Below are 15,177 nucleotides of genomic sequence, written 5' to 3'. Positions count from 1 at the left end.
TTCTGACTCTCAGTCTTGGTTACTCTTCGTGAGCAGGGAAAAGCACCTGGTCAATAAGATCACAAAGACAATGGAGTGTTACCATATGTACTTCGTGAATACGTGCAGTGCGGTGTGATGGAATACGAATTTCGACGTCGTTCTCACCGAGCAGCCCTGCCATCTCTCCGCCATCTTTTCCTGTTAGCGCGATAATCGTCATGTCTCGAGTTACGGCTGCTTCCATCGCTTTGATAATATTTTTACTGTTACCGCTAGTCGACATGGCAAGCAAAATGTCGCCTGGTTGACCAAACGCTCGTACCTGTTTTGAGAAGATTTCCTGGTAGTGGTAATCGTTGGCCACTGCGGTTAGGGTGGTATTATCGGCGGTTAAGGCCATTGCTGGTAGGCTAGGGCGCTCAGTTTCAAAACGGTTTAAAAGACAAGAAACAAATTGTTGAGCGTTTGAAGCACTGCCGCCATTACCACAACATAAAATTTTATTGCCATTAAGCAGGCTCGACACCATCGCTTGAGCTGCATGAGTAATGGCATCAGGCAGCGCCTCTGCTGCTGCGATTTGAATTTGAATACTTTCTGTAAAGCTGTCTTTAATGCTGTCTAGCATCGCTTATCCTTCAGAGATTGCGTTTTCTATCCAGTTGATATCTCGCCCATTATCATGAATGGCGATGACATCAAATCGATAATCGATATTGTGTTTTAAGCGCTTTTGTTGGCTAAGCCAAACTTGTGCGGTTTTGACTAGCTTGCGCATTTTAGCGTGCGTCACCATTTCTGCTGCCGAGCCAAAGTGATTGTTCTTACGGTATTTGACTTCAACAAACACAATAGTTTCACCTTGTTGGAAGATTAAATCAATCTCACCGACCTTAGTCAGAAAATTTTGTTCAATTAAGTTTAAGCCCTGGCGTTGTAAATACTGCTTCGCCAGAGCTTCATATTGATTTCCGATTTGGCGCTTACTAAAGAGCCCCACGCTCAGCCCAGCTTAGCTCACGCTGTACAACACAATTATTGTCGATACTTAAAATACCGGTTTGGCCGCCAACTGAGTAGCCCGGAACGACCTTCATTTGTGGCAGCTCCCCAATCAATTTATACGCATCCATACCCAGTGCTTTCAAACGTTTTTCCATGTTAGATTGCTCTGACCACAGCTCGTTCATTTCAGCGGTCACGCTAGGGTCTGGGTCAATCAGTAATGGGATATCGCTGTAGATGATGCCTGTTAGATCTTCGTAAGTCGCGCCGCCACTGTTGCTACGCGAGCTAGAGAAAATTTGTGGTGCTTTGGCGTCTGGGTTAATCGCTACCTCAATAAACGGCTTGATCAAAGTCAGTTCCGTGCTTCTAGCAACAATATAAACCGCATCGACATCACGACGGCTACGTGGCTGTGTTTCAAGCTTGATACGCATTAGTGATTGCATCTGAGCAATACGTTGTTTGCTTTCTTGCAGACCAAATACTTCATTGATGTCTTTTTGAAGTTGGCGCTTGTCGCCAAAATAACTTGCTGCGACTTTATTAGAGCTGTACTTGCGCCATTCTTTGTTGAACGCTTCAGTTACACGCTCACCAAAGCTGCCCTTTGGTGCCAGAATCAGAGGGAAGTTATAGCCTTCGCTGAACAAGTGTTTCGCTGCCTGTGCGGCTTCTTGTTCTGGTGATAATGCCAAGTAGCAAATATTGCTATCTGGTTGCACATCTTCGGGAATATTTAGCGCAAGGGCTGGAATCGTAGGACCATTTTCTGAGCCATCCATGGTTGTGTGCAATAGCTCAACGTTTTCTTTTTCTAGGGGACCAACAACAAAGTCGATGTTTTCATTGATCAAACGTTGTTTAATTTGGTCGGCGTTATACGCATTAGTGTCTATTACCGTGAGGGTAGCGCTTGGATCACGGTTACGATCATTCATCATCGCAAACACAAAACCATCACGAATTAATTGCGCTTGTGGCGAGAATTTACCAGTAAGCGGCAGTAACAAAGCGGTGTTGTTTGGTTTAACTATGTCTAGAGAGAGAATGTTTTGAATCTCTTCTGGTGTGTAGATAGCGGCTGGGTGAGATGGGTTCTCGTTTAACCAGCGTTCTAGGGTATTTTTTAGTTGGGATAAGTTGCCCGACAGCGTTTTCGCATAAATAGCGAGTTGTAGCCAACCATCTAAAACATCTTCATTTGGCTCTGTTTCTAATGAGGTCAGTTCGTACTCGGAGTAGCTGCCAAAGTTCATCCAAATACGGCTAGAAATCTCTCTCTGCTCTGCGGACGATGCATATTGGCCAAATGCAACCAGTTGGCGGTTTGCCTCAAACGCTTGGTTAAGACCTTGATAAGCGTCGGCACGCATCAAGTAATAGTCTTTCCATTGCTCATTTGGCAACTTCCACCAAGGTTTAAAATTCAACAATTGCAGCAACTGAGAGTAATTACCCTGTTTTTGCTGTATGGTCGCACGCGCTAGTTGCCACTCTGCTTGCTGAACTTCGGTTAACTGTTGACGAGCCAGGCGCTTGATCAACATTTCTGCTTGATCAAACTGGTTTGCTTGAATCGCGGCTTTGGTTGCCATGATCAACCAGTCATTTTGTAAACTGCCTTCCGTGCTATCAGCTTGGATCATATAGTTCTGAACAGACTGAGTAGGCTCAAGTGTTACATCAACGCCATCAGGCTGTCTTGGACCTGAAGAACAGGCGGCGAGCGTAATTGCTAGTGCAACAGGAGTAAGTATGCGTGGTACACTGAGTCTCTTATGGTTAATCATTGCCGTGAGTTCTCTATAATTTTGTACAAAATTGTCTCTATATTAATCGTTGAAGTGATGGTAAACAAATGACAGATAAAAATAAGTTGCCGAATGAGGGGCCAACTCTCTATATCGTACCGACTCCAATCGGAAATTTAGCGGATATCACCCAACGTGCTATCGAAATTCTGTCGACTGTGGACATCATTGCCGCTGAGGATACTCGACATACGGGCAAATTACTGTCTCACTTCAATATTCAAACCAAAACTTTTGCTCTACATGACCACAATGAGCAGCAAAAAGCACAAGTTTTGGTAGAAAAGCTGCTTTCCGGTCAGTCTATCGCATTAGTTTCTGACGCTGGTACGCCACTTATCAGCGACCCAGGATACCATTTGGTGACAAAATGTCGTCAAGCGGGCGTTAGAGTTGTGCCTCTTCCAGGTGCCTGTGCGGTCATTACGGCGTTAAGTGCCTCTGGCTTGCCATCTGATCGCTTTAGCTTCGAAGGTTTTTTACCACCGAAAAGCAAAGGTCGTAAGGATAAATTCCTAGAGATTGCTTCGGTAGAGCGTACGTGTATTTTTTACGAGTCACCGCACCGTATTTTAGACTCTCTACAAGACATGTTAGACGTTCTTGGCCCAGATAGAGAAGTTGTGTTGGCAAGAGAGCTAACAAAAACCTTTGAAACCATTCAAGGCATGCCGTTAGGTGAGCTGATTGAATGGGTGAAAAGTGACGATAACCAACAGCGTGGTGAAATGGTATTGTTGGTACATGGCCATCGTGAAACAACAGACGACTCACTACCTGAAGATGCTTTACGCACGTTAGGGATTTTGACCAAAGAGCTGCCTTTGAAAAAAGCAGCTGCTTTGGTGGCAGAAATACATAACTTGAAGAAGAATGCGCTATATAAATGGGGCTTAGAAAACTTAGACTAAGTGCCGCTAGCGAGATAAATGGTCAATGAGGGCTGATGTTTAGGAATCGGCCTTTTTATTATCTATTTTTGGCGCACTGACTAAAAAGTCATCACTTAGTGCATTCATTTCATCATATCTGTGATCTAACTAGACTCTGAAGTGAGAACTCTATACAATCCGCCCTCGGAGCTGACTGGGTAGTCGCTGCTTTGTTGATGTCCTTCGGGAGACTGACGTCGAAGTCCCTTTGGGAGACTGACGTTGACGTCCTTCGGGAGACTGACAAAGGGGAGGAAAGTCCGGGCTTCATAGAGCAAGGTGCCAGGTAACGCCTGGGGGGCGCAAGCCTACGACAAGTGCAGCAGAGAGAAGACCGCCGATGGCCCGTAAGGGTACAGGTAAGGGTGAAAGGGTGCGGTAAGAGCGCACCGGACGACTAGCAATAGTTCGTAGCAGGGTAAACTCCACCTGAAGCAAGACCAAATAGGCCTCCACATTGCGTTGCTCGCGTAAGGAGGCGGGTAGGTTGCTCGAGCCAGTGAGTGATTGCTGGCCTAGACGAATGGCTACCGCCGCGCAAGCGGAACAGAACCCGGCTTATGTGTCGGCTCCACCTATTCGAGACCCATCATTACTTTTAGTAGTGATGGGTTTTTTGCATTTAATTGACGCAAACTATGTCATTACCAATAAACTTGGCGTAAATCACGTCTAACTTTAGACTTGTGGTGGCGATGATGTAGGAAATCAGTACACTAAAGAATCGCTTCAAGATCATTCAACGAGAAAGCTATGACCGAAACCTTCCAACATATTTCCGTGTTATTAAATGAATCCATTGATGGCTTAGCTATCAAACCAGACGGCGTCTATATTGATGGAACATTTGGCCGTGGCGGTCACAGCCGGACAATTCTATCTAAACTCGGTGAAAATGGCCGACTGTACAGTATCGACCGTGACCCTCAAGCGATCGCTGAGGCAGGAAAAATCAATGACCCTCGCTTCACCATTATTCATGGTCCATTTTCTGGTATTGCTGAGTATGCTGAAGAGTATGGGCTAGTTGGAAAAGTGGATGGTGTTCTGCTGGATTTAGGCGTTTCTTCTCCTCAGTTAGACGACGCAGAGCGTGGCTTTAGCTTTATGAAAGACGGTCCGCTAGATATGCGTATGGACCCGACATCAGGTGTTCCAGTATCTCAATGGTTGATGGAAGCAGACCTCGATGATATCACTTGGGTCATTCGCGAGTTTGGGGAAGATAAACATGCGCGCCGTATTGCAAAAGCGATTGTTGCCTACCGTGAAGATGAAGAAAATGAGCCAATGGTTCGCACAGGTCAGCTGGCAAAATTGATTTCAGATGCCGCACCGAAAAGTTTTAAAGAGAAAAAACACCCTGCGACTCGTGCTTTCCAGGCTTTTCGTATTTACATCAACAGTGAGTTAGAAGAAATTGATACGGCACTTAAAGGCGCGGCGAGCATTCTGGCTCCTGAAGGCCGTTTATCTGTGATTAGCTTCCACTCTCTGGAAGATCGTATGGTCAAACGTTTTATCCGTAAAGAGAGCAAAGGGCCTGAAGTGCCACACGGTATTCCAATGACGGAAGAGCAAATTCGTGCTCTTGGTAGTGCGAATATGAAAGCGGTGAGCAAAGCGATTAAGCCAAGCAAACAAGAAATTGAAATGAACCCTCGTTCGCGCAGCTCTGTGTTAAGAATTGCAGAAAAGCTTTAATTATTATGACGAAATCCACTCCTAATCTTGCTAAGTTGATTGCAACGGATCTCCTCACCGTTGGTCGCTGGCCATTACTGTTGTTGCTATTGATCGTGGCATCGGCAATGGGAGTGGTATTTGCTACCCACCATGCGCGTCAAGCGATCACTGAGAAAGATCACACGTTGGTTGAACGAGAACGGTTAGATAGCGAATGGCGTAACTTAATGTTGGAAGAAACTGCCCTCGCGGAACACAGTCGTGTTCAAGACCTTGCCAAAAAAGAACTTGAAATGAAACGACCTGATGGCGATAAAGAAGTGGTTGTCACGCTCAAATGATTAGAAAAAAATCCAACACGAAACAAGCCAATAAGCGTAAACCTGTAGCAAAAGAGAAAGCGGCTACGGGGGATAAGAAAACCGATAACAAAGCAGTGAAAGTGGCGGTCGAAGAATCTTTCTTGATTCGTTGGCGCTTCCATCTATTACTGTTTTTTGTTTTTTGTGCATTTGCCCTTTTGGTGGCACGCGTAGCCTACATCCAAATCATTGAGCCAGATAACCTGATTAAACAAGGTGACCTACGTTCGGTTCGTGTTAAATCCATTCCTTCTGCTCGCGGTATTATTTCGGATCGAAATGGTGAGCCGCTTGCTGTCAGTGTGCCGGTTGAGGCGGTTTGGGCAGATCCTGCCACTATATTTAAAGAAAACGCGCTAAGCCAGACCAAAAGTTGGCATGCATTAGCGGATGTTCTTGGTATTGACCGACAAGGGTTAATAGACAAAATTAAGCGCAATGAAAAACGTCGCTTTATCTACTTGCAGCGCCAGGTCAGTCCGGCCATGGCGAACTATATTCGTGAGCTAAAGCTGCCAGGTGTTGGCCTTAAGTCGGAATCTCGTCGTTATTATCCTGCAGGTGAGGTTAGTGCTCACTTAGTCGGTGTAACAGGCATTGACGGGCATGGCCTAGAAGGTGTGGAGCGTAGCTACGATGAGTGGCTCACTGGCGCGGCGGGTAAGAAAACTATTCGTAAAGATCGCTATGGTCGTGTTGTGGAAAACATTGCTTGGCAAGACAAGCAAGAAGGTAAATCACTTCAGTTAACCATCGATCAGCGCCTACAGGCGATTGCGTATCGTGCGATTAAGCAAGCCGTTGCGGACCACCGCGCCACTTCAGGTTCCGTTGTCATGTTGGATGTAAAAACGGGCGCCGTATTGGCCATGGTTAATGCTCCTTCTTACAACCCTAACAATCGTAGCGATTGGCAAAGCTATCAAATGCGTAACCGAGTGATCACGGACTCAATGGAGCCCGGTTCGACCATTAAGCCTTTCGTTATTTTAGCCGCCTTAGAAAATGGGATAGCCGATAAAGATACCATCGTAGATACCGGTAATGGTGTCCTACGTTTAGGTGGTAGTCGAGTCAGAGATGTCTCTCGCGTAGGTAAAGCGAGCTTGACCACGATCCTTAAAAAGTCGAGTAATATCGGTGTGACGAAGCTAGCAATGCAAATGCCGGTAGAGGCGCTTCTTGGGCTGTACAGTTCAGTGGGTTTTGGTGAGCTTTCTGGCCTAAACCTAGTTGGGGAAGTGACGGGTATTTTTCCTACACGAACTCGTTGGTCGCCAATTGAGCGCGCCACGATTGCGTTTGGTTATGGTCTATCAATTACACCAATCCAGCTAGCCCATGCTTATGCGACGCTTGGAAACCTTGGCAAATACGAGCCTATTCATATTATCGAAAGCAATGATCATGACATGTCACGCCAAGTGGTGAGTGCGAAGTATGCGCGTCAAGTATTAGACATGTTGGAAACCGTAACTCAAAAAGGGGGCTCGGCTCGCAGAGCGGCAGTTCCTGGTTATCGAGTGGGAGCGAAAACAGGTACATCACGTAAAGCTTCTGCCGGTGGGTACAGCGATGAGTACATCACCTACACGGCTGGGCTTGCTCCGGTTAGCGATCCGCGAATTGCTTTAGTAGTGATCGTAAACGAGCCTCAAGGCGATGACTACTATGGTGGTTCGGTAGCGTCTCCTGTCTTCTCTGAAATCATGAAAGGCGCGCTACAAATACTCAATGTTGCACCTGACGAAAACAAATTCCAACAGTAAGCCCTGTGGTTTACTGAGCAAACAAAATTAAGAAAACCTGAGCCAAAGCTCGGAGAACAAATATGACTAAAGCCATCAGTATGGACGTGCTGCTTTCCCCTTGGGTGGATTGCCCTAGCTTATCGTCCGTTCTTGTTTCTGAATTAGAGCTCGACAGCCGAAGAGTTCAACCTGGAACCACGTTTGTAGCAGTGATTGGCCATGTTGTGGATGGGCGTAAATTCATTGCCTCTGCAATTGAGCAAGGTGCAAATGCAGCCCTTGCGCAAGCCTGCGATGTCAAAACACATGGTACGGTGGAAATCATTGATGATGTTCCCGTCATTTACATTGATAGGTTGGACCAACGTTTATCCGCAATTGCTGGAAAGATCTATGCTTACCCTGATATGGATTTGATTGGTGTCACCGGCACCAACGGCAAAACCACCATTACCCAGTTAATAGCGCAATGGCTAGAACTGCTTGACCATAAAGCGGCGGTAATGGGAACAACAGGAAATGGCTTCCTCAATAACTTGCAACAAGCTGCGAATACAACGGGGAATGCCGTTGAAATTCAGAAAACGCTCTCCTCTCTCGCAAATCAACAAGCCACATACACCGCGCTAGAAGTATCTTCTCATGGCCTGACGCAAGGTCGTGTCAAAGCATTATCATTTGCGGCGGGCGTGTTTACTAACTTAAGTCGTGACCACTTAGATTATCATGGCACGATGGAAGAGTATGCCAATGCAAAGCTTGGGTTGTTCACGCAACACCAATGTGAACGTGCCATTATCAATGTTGATGATGAAGTAGGTCATCAATGGGCGTCGCAGTTAAGTAATGCGATCGCTGTTTCGCTCAAGGCGAACACTGAATTTGAAAGCGCAATTTGGGCGACGGAAGTCAGTTACGCGGAGTCAGGGATTACTATTAAGTTCGATGGTAAGTTTGGCTCAGGTAAATTGCACGCGCCATTGATTGGTGAGTTTAATGCAACCAACTTAATGCTCGCTTTTGCGACCTTATTAAGCTTAGGTAAAGAGAAACAAGCGTTACTCGAAACCGCAGGTCAACTGCAACCTGTACTCGGCCGAATGGAGTTATTCCAAACTGAGGATCGTGCCAAAGTCGTGGTCGATTATGCCCATACTCCTGATGCTTTAGAAAAAGCGCTGCAAGCTTTACGAGTTCATTGTGAAGGCCAGCTGTGGGCTATTTTTGGCTGTGGTGGCGATCGCGATGCAGGTAAGCGCCCAATGATGGCGGAAATTGCAGAGCGTCTAGGCGACAGAGTGGTGTTGACTGACGATAACCCACGCAGCGAAGACCCGGTTCAGATTGTGAAAGACATGTTAGCTGGGCTGTCAAAACCTGCTGAAGCGATTGTTCAGCATGACCGCTTCAAAGCACTGTCTTATGCCATTGAAAATGCTTCGTCAAACGACATTATCTTGTTAGCAGGGAAGGGCCATGAAGATTATCAGATTCGTAATGGCGAAACGATTCCTTACTCCGACCGCGAGTCCGCAATGCAACTTTTAGGATTGACCTCATGATCAAAGTAACGTTATCTCAAATTGCAGACATCACTCGTGGCGAGCGATTCGGCGACGATCTACTTATCGACGCGGTTTCTACTGATACACGAACGATTGATCGTGGGGCTCTATTTGTCGCGTTAGTAGGGGAGCGCTTTGACGCGCACAACTTTTGCCAACAAGCGGTAGATGCAGGTGCCGGTGCTTTACTCGTAGAAAAACGCTTAGATGTGAATGTGCCGCAAATTGTGGTGTCGGATACCAAACTTGCATTGGGCGAGTTTGCTTCTTGGGTGCATCAAGCATGCAAAACACCTACCGTTGCCATCACCGGAAGTTGCGGTAAAACGACCGTAAAAGAAATGGTTGCGAGTATCCTGCAATTGAAAGGCAAAGTGTTATTCACGGCGGGTAACTTCAATAATGATATTGGTGTTCCGTTGACATTATTGCGCTCACAGCAGGATGATGATTATGCCGTGATTGAGCTTGGTGCTAACCATATAGGTGAAATTGCTTACACGACTCAGTTAGTAAAACCAGATATCGCGTTAGTGAACAATGTAGCCGCCGCTCACCTTGAAGGCTTTGGTTCTATTGATGGCGTGAAACAAGCCAAAGGTGAAATCTACCAAGGCCTTTCAGCTGGTGGTATTGCGATTGTTAACCTAGACAGCAATGGTGAAGCCAAGTGGGATGAAGTGTTAGCAGATAAGAAAGTCATTACTTTTTCACAAAGTAATACTGATGCAGACTTCTTCGCTTCTAACATCGTATTGAACGCCGCAGGTGAAGCAAGCTTTGACTTACATATCGCAGCAAGCTCACAAGAAATTGAACTGTCTCTGGGTATTATAGGTCAACACAACGTTGCGAATGCGATCGCTGCTTCTATTATTGCGTTACAAATGGGCGCCACATTAGAAGAGGTTCGTGCTGGCCTTAAACATTTGAACAAAGTGAAAGGTCGCGTCGAGGTTGAAGCGCTGAGCGAAAAGATAAAATTGATTGACGACAGCTACAACGCGAGCGTGCCAGCCATGAAAGCGGCAGTTGATTTATTGGCCGCTTTCCCAGGTCAACGCTGGCTGATTTTAGGTAATATGGCGGAATTGGGCGAGGAAAGTCTTGCACTTCATCGTCAAGTCGGGGAACATGCTGCCCCACAAAAATTTGAACATGTTCTCACATATGGTGCAGACGCCAAGGTGATCAGTGATCTTTGCCAAGGCATTCATTTTGAGACGCACCAAGAGATGATTGAATACATCAAGCAGCATCTAGACCAAGCCGTTCCTGAAAACCATACGATATTGGTGAAAGGAGCGAACGGTGCACGTATGTTTGAAGTCGCTGCTGCTTTGAAGGAGTATTATTAATGATTATTTGGCTTGCCGAGCTGCTACAGCCATACCTGTCTTTTTTCCGATTGTTTGAATACTTGTCTTTTCGAGCAATCCTAAGCGTATTAACCGCTCTAGGTCTGTCATTATGGATGGGACCAATCATGATCAAGCGTTTGCAAATGCTGCAAATTGGTCAGGTAGTGCGTAACGAAGGTCCTGAATCTCACTTTAGTAAGCGTGGTACCCCAACAATGGGCGGTATCATGATCTTAGCGGCCATCTCAATCACGATTTTGCTATGGACAGACTTATCCAACCCTTACGTATGGGCGGTACTTACGGTCTTACTTGGCTACGGTGCGGTCGGATTTGTTGATGATTATCGTAAAGTGGTACGTAAAAATACCGATGGCTTGATTGCGCGTTGGAAGTACTTCTGGCAGTCGTTGATCGCGTTTGTCGTCGCTTTCGCATTGTATGCTTACGGTAAAGACACAGCAGCAACTCAGCTAGTGGTGCCATTCTTTAAAGACATCATGCCGCAGCTTGGTTTGATGTATATCATTCTGACTTACTTTGTCATTGTAGGTACAAGTAACGCGGTTAACCTGACTGATGGTCTAGACGGTTTGGCAATCATGCCAACGGTTCTTGTTGCAGCAGGCTTCGCGGTTATTGCATGGGCGACCGGTAACGTTAACTTCTCTGAATACCTTCATATACCATACTTACCACATGCTTCTGAGTTGGTTGTCGTATGTACAGCAATCGTCGGTGCAGGCCTTGGTTTCTTGTGGTTTAACACGTATCCAGCACAAGTGTTCATGGGTGATGTCGGCTCACTAGCGCTTGGCGGCGCGTTAGGCACTATTGCTGTTCTCGTTCGTCAAGAGTTGGTGTTGGTGATCATGGGCGGTGTGTTTGTGATGGAAACGCTGTCGGTAATTCTACAGGTGGGTTCATACAAACTGCGTGGTCAGCGCATTTTTCGTATGGCACCGATTCACCACCACTACGAATTGAAAGGTTGGCCAGAACCTCGCGTAATCGTGCGTTTCTGGATTATTTCTATGGTTCTTGTTCTGATTGGTCTTGCGACATTGAAAGTGCGTTAATCGCACTTTCCAAGAACAAGATTTACAGTGTGATCAAATATGGAACGTTGGCAAAACATACATAGTGTTGTCGTCGTAGGGCTCGGTATTACCGGGCTCTCTGTCGTTAAACACCTAAGAAAAAATCAGCCACAGCTTGTGGTCAAAGTCATTGATACTCGCGTAAACCCTCCGGGTGCAGAGCGCTTGCCGGAAGATGTTCAACTGCATAGTGGTGGTTGGAATACAGACTGGCTTTCTGACGCGGATCTTATCGTGACCAACCCTGGTATTGCGCTAGCGACACCAGAGATCCAAGCCGTATTAGCAAAAGGTACGGCAGTAGTAGGTGATATCGAGTTATTCGCTTGGGCGGTGCAGAAACCGGTGATTGCGATTACGGGCTCAAACGGTAAGAGCACAGTAACCGACCTCACAGGTGTGATGGCTGAGGCTGCAGGTTTGGATGTTGGCGTTGGTGGTAACATCGGTGTGCCTGCACTGGATTTGTTAGAACAAGACGCAGACCTATATGTACTCGAACTCTCGAGCTTCCAGTTAGAAACGACGTCAAGCTTAAAGCTCAAAGCCGCTGCGTTTCTGAATCTTTCTGAAGATCATATGGATCGTTATCAAGGCATGTCTGACTATCGACAAGCTAAGTTGCGTATTTTTAACCATGCTGCTCTTGCAGTCGTGAACCGTGATGATCAAGAAACCTTCCCAGACGCAGAGATGCCATTGGTGACATTTGGCAGCGACAATCAGGACTTTGGTCTCGAGGTGGATGGCAACCGTACTTGGCTGCTCGATCACGGTCAACGAGTTGTCGCAAGTGATGAGCTTAAGTTGGTTGGTAAGCACAACTTATCTAACGCTCTGGTTGCTTTAGCGCTATTAAAAGCTGCGGACGTAAACTATCACAAAGCATTGAATGCACTTAAAAATTACACGGGACTGACACACCGATGCCAGGTGGTTGCGGATAATCAAGGCGTCAAATGGGTGAATGACTCTAAAGCAACTAATATTGCCAGCACTATGGCTGCGCTATCTGGTTTGGAATCGACAGGCAAGCTCTACTTACTCGTTGGTGGTGTTGGCAAAGGTGCTGACTTCTCGCCATTAAAACCGATCTTCGCGACGCTTAACTTGCAACTGTGTTGCTTTGGCGCTGATGGCGATGAATTTATGCCACTGCATGAATCTGCAATACGTTTCGACACTATGGAAGATGTGATTCAACAAGTATCTTCGCAGTTAAAACCAGGTGATATGGTGATGCTGTCTCCTGCATGTGCTAGCTTTGATCAATTCGACAACTTTATGGCAAGAGGTGATGCTTTCGCTGCTCTTGCTCAGAAATATGCATAATTAAAGGTTACACACTTCGTGGGTTTAGGTAACGTTAAACGCAGTATTGGCAATTGGCTCAAGCATCCAGCCCCAGAGGCGATGTTTGATCGTCAGTTAGTGTGGATTGCACTGGGTTTGATGTTGACTGGTTTGGTCATGGTAACCTCTGCATCATTTCCAATCAGCTCTCGATTAACGGAACAGCCGTTCCACTTTATGTTTCGTCATGCGACGTTTCTCGTGCTGGCGTTAGGGACCTCCGCTGTTATTTTGCAAGTGCCTTTGCAGGAGTGGTTTAAGAAGAGCCATTACTTACTTTGGGCTTCTTTCGCACTGTTGATCATCGTGCTCTTGGCGGGTAAGTCGGTTAATGGTGCGTCTCGTTGGATTCCCCTTGGGCTGTTTAACCTTCAGCCAGCGGAAGTCGCGAAGCTATCGCTGTTTATCTTCATGTCTGGTTACTTAGTTCGAAAGCAAGACGAAGTACGACAAACGTTCTTTGGTGGCTTTATGAAGCCAATCATGGTGTTTGCCTTCTTCGCAGTATTACTACTTGGTCAGCCAGACTTGGGGACGGTCGTCGTGATGCTGGTCACGCTGTTTGGCATGCTTTTTATCGCAGGTGCAAAACTAACCCAGTTTCTCGCCTTGATGGTGGCAGGTATCGGCGCTGTGGTAGGTTTGATTCTCGTCGAGCCATACCGTATGCGACGAGTAACCTCCTTCCTTGACCCGTGGGAAGACCCATTTGGCAGTGGCTATCAGTTGACTCAGTCTTTGATGGCGTTTGGTCGTGGTGAATGGTTCGGTCAAGGTCTCGGTAACTCAATTCAAAAACTGGAATATCTACCAGAAGCGCATACCGACTTTGTGTTTGCCGTACTTGCTGAAGAGCTTGGTTTCGTAGGCGTAGTGCTGGTCTTAATGCTGATTTTTAGCTTGGTGCTAAAAGCGGTTTACATCGGCAAGCGTGCATTTGAAGAAGGCGAAATGTTCGGAGGTTATCTGGCTTTCGGAATTGGTATTTGGTTTGCGTTTCAAACCTTGGTTAATGTTGGAGCTGCCGCCGGTATTGTTCCAACTAAAGGTTTAACACTTCCACTCATCAGTTATGGTGGTTCTAGTCTAATAATTATGTCCGTCGCAGTGTCCATACTACTGCGTATCGATTACGAATGCCGCTTGAAACGCGAGCAACAACAATCAGAACAACAATCAGAACAACAAGCTAATGAAACAAAATAAACGTTTGATGGTGATGGCTGGTGGTACTGGCGGTCACGTATTCCCAGGTTTGGCGGTAGCAAAACAGCTTCAAGAGCAAGATTGGGAGATCCGTTGGTTAGGTACGGCGGATCGAATGGAAGCGGATTTGGTGCCAAAACATGGCATTGAAATCGACTTTATCAAAGTGAAAGGGTTACGAGGTCAAGGCGTTAAACGTCTTCTTGCAGCACCATTTCAAATTATCAATGCCATTATGCAGGCTCGTGCTCACATGAAACGCTGGCAGCCAGACGCAGTGCTTGGTATGGGCGGTTATGTTAGCGGCCCGGGCGGTATTGCCGCTTGGATGAGTGGCATTCCTGTTGTTCTGCATGAACAAAATGCAGTAGCAGGTTTAACGAACCAATGGTTATCGAAAATCGCTAAGAAGGTTTTTCAGGCTTTCCCAGGCGCTTTTCCAAATGCCGAAGTGGTTGGGAACCCTGTTCGTGAAGATGTGACTCAATTAGCAGCGCCAATTGAGCGCATGCAAGAGCGCCAAGGTCCAATTCGCATTTTGGTGATGGGTGGCAGCCAAGGCGCACGTATTCTTAACCAAACTCTGCCAGAAGTGATGTCGAAATTGGGCGAAGATTACTATGTTCGTCATCAAGCGGGCAAAGGTGCCGCCGAAGAAGTGAATGCAGCATACCAAGCTAATGGTGTGGTAAATGCAGAAGTAATGGAATTCATTGATGACGTTGCAGAAGCTTACGCATGGGCTGACCTTTTAGTTTGTCGCTCTGGAGCGTTAACCGTTTCTGAAGTCTCGGCGGCAGGTGTAGGCGCTATTTTTGTTCCATTCATGCACAAAGACCGCCAGCAAGCACTTAATGCAGACCACTTGGTGGATTGCGGCGCGGCGAAAATGATTGAACAACCAGATTTAACCGTTGAGTCTCTGACTCAGCAGATCCAACAATTGGATCGCCAAGCTTTACTTACAATGGCTGAGCAAGCGCGTGGCGCTGCAAAATTGAATGCTGACCGAGTTGTCGCACAAGCCATTGTCGCTTTGACCGAAAAGCGTTAACCGAAT

Annotated in this window: 13 protein-coding genes and 1 other RNA gene; 11 read left to right on the top strand and 3 right to left on the bottom strand. The window is 46.5% G+C overall.

Features of this window, described 5'->3' with window-relative positions:
* Positions 1-19: 19 nt before the first annotated feature.
* From R8O70_RS03200 to R8O70_RS03190, 3 genes are read right to left on the bottom strand one after another with little or no spacing between them, the layout of a single operon-like run.
* Positions 20-610 carry a phosphoheptose isomerase gene (locus tag R8O70_RS03200; protein ID WP_005372901.1) on the bottom strand — a complete coding sequence of 197 codons (591 nt, stop codon included), beginning with the start codon at positions 608-610 and terminating at the stop codon, positions 20-22.
* A 3-nt stretch (positions 611-613) separates the two neighbouring features.
* Positions 614-982 (bottom strand): YraN family protein, encoded by a 369-nt coding sequence (locus tag R8O70_RS03195; protein WP_206949599.1) that lies wholly within the window; start codon positions 980-982, stop codon positions 614-616.
* A complete protein-coding gene (locus R8O70_RS03190) occupies positions 969-2,780 on the bottom strand; it encodes a penicillin-binding protein activator (RefSeq protein ID WP_005372905.1) in 1,812 nt (603 codons plus the stop codon). Before R8O70_RS03190 ends, R8O70_RS03195 begins: the two co-directional genes overlap by 14 nt.
* A 68-nt stretch (positions 2,781-2,848) precedes the next feature.
* On the opposite strand from R8O70_RS03190, the gene rsmI reads away from it, so the two are divergent.
* The 11 genes from rsmI (at position 2,849) to murG (ending at position 15,171) form a co-directional block, all read left to right on the top strand.
* Positions 2,849-3,712 (top strand): 16S rRNA (cytidine(1402)-2'-O)-methyltransferase, encoded by an 864-nt coding sequence (rsmI, locus tag R8O70_RS03185; RefSeq protein WP_005372907.1) that lies wholly within the window; start codon positions 2,849-2,851, stop codon positions 3,710-3,712.
* A gap of 167 nt (positions 3,713-3,879) precedes the next feature.
* An RNA gene (gene rnpB, locus R8O70_RS03180) (RNase P RNA component class A) lies at positions 3,880-4,310 on the top strand.
* A gap of 176 nt (positions 4,311-4,486) precedes the next feature.
* The gene (gene rsmH, locus R8O70_RS03175; RefSeq protein ID WP_005372918.1) at positions 4,487-5,437 is read left to right on the top strand and encodes a 16S rRNA (cytosine(1402)-N(4))-methyltransferase RsmH; all 951 of its coding nucleotides are present in this window, start codon (positions 4,487-4,489) and stop codon (positions 5,435-5,437) included.
* A 5-nt stretch (positions 5,438-5,442) separates the two neighbouring features.
* Entirely contained in the window at positions 5,443-5,760 is a 318-nt protein-coding gene (gene ftsL / locus R8O70_RS03170; protein WP_005372920.1) for a cell division protein FtsL, read from the top strand.
* Positions 5,757-7,550 (top strand): penicillin-binding transpeptidase domain-containing protein, encoded by a 1,794-nt coding sequence (locus R8O70_RS03165; protein ID WP_086046525.1) that lies wholly within the window; start codon positions 5,757-5,759, stop codon positions 7,548-7,550. The genes ftsL and R8O70_RS03165 overlap by 4 nt, the downstream gene beginning before the upstream one ends.
* Before the next feature lie 62 nt (positions 7,551-7,612).
* Positions 7,613-9,094: a UDP-N-acetylmuramoyl-L-alanyl-D-glutamate--2,6-diaminopimelate ligase gene (gene murE, locus R8O70_RS03160; protein ID WP_318184052.1), complete on the top strand. Its 1,482-nt coding sequence runs from the start codon at positions 7,613-7,615 to the stop codon at positions 9,092-9,094.
* The gene (locus tag R8O70_RS03155; RefSeq protein ID WP_005387401.1) at positions 9,091-10,455 is read left to right on the top strand and encodes a UDP-N-acetylmuramoyl-tripeptide--D-alanyl-D-alanine ligase; all 1,365 of its coding nucleotides are present in this window, start codon (positions 9,091-9,093) and stop codon (positions 10,453-10,455) included. The genes murE and R8O70_RS03155 overlap by 4 nt, the downstream gene beginning before the upstream one ends.
* Entirely contained in the window at positions 10,455-11,537 is a 1,083-nt protein-coding gene (gene mraY, locus R8O70_RS03150; protein WP_005372931.1) for a phospho-N-acetylmuramoyl-pentapeptide-transferase, read from the top strand. Before R8O70_RS03155 ends, mraY begins: the two co-directional genes overlap by 1 nt.
* Positions 11,538-11,576: 39 nt before the next feature.
* Entirely contained in the window at positions 11,577-12,890 is a 1,314-nt protein-coding gene (murD, locus tag R8O70_RS03145; RefSeq protein ID WP_213917035.1) for a UDP-N-acetylmuramoyl-L-alanine--D-glutamate ligase, read from the top strand.
* A gap of 18 nt (positions 12,891-12,908) precedes the next feature.
* Complete coding sequence (gene ftsW / locus R8O70_RS03140) at positions 12,909-14,117, top strand: cell division protein FtsW (RefSeq protein WP_193837548.1); 1,209 nt, start codon at positions 12,909-12,911, stop codon at positions 14,115-14,117.
* A complete protein-coding gene (gene murG, locus R8O70_RS03135) occupies positions 14,104-15,171 on the top strand; it encodes an undecaprenyldiphospho-muramoylpentapeptide beta-N-acetylglucosaminyltransferase (protein ID WP_318184051.1) in 1,068 nt (355 codons plus the stop codon). Before ftsW ends, murG begins: the two co-directional genes overlap by 14 nt.
* Positions 15,172-15,177: the final 6 nt, after the last annotated feature.

This window comes from Vibrio sp. 779(2023) (genome assembly GCF_033344285.1).
Classification (GTDB): Bacteria; Pseudomonadota; Gammaproteobacteria; order Enterobacterales; family Vibrionaceae; genus Vibrio; species Vibrio alginolyticus.
The sequence above is the reverse complement of the archived record's forward strand: the minus strand, read 5'-3'. Positions and strand labels throughout refer to the sequence as shown.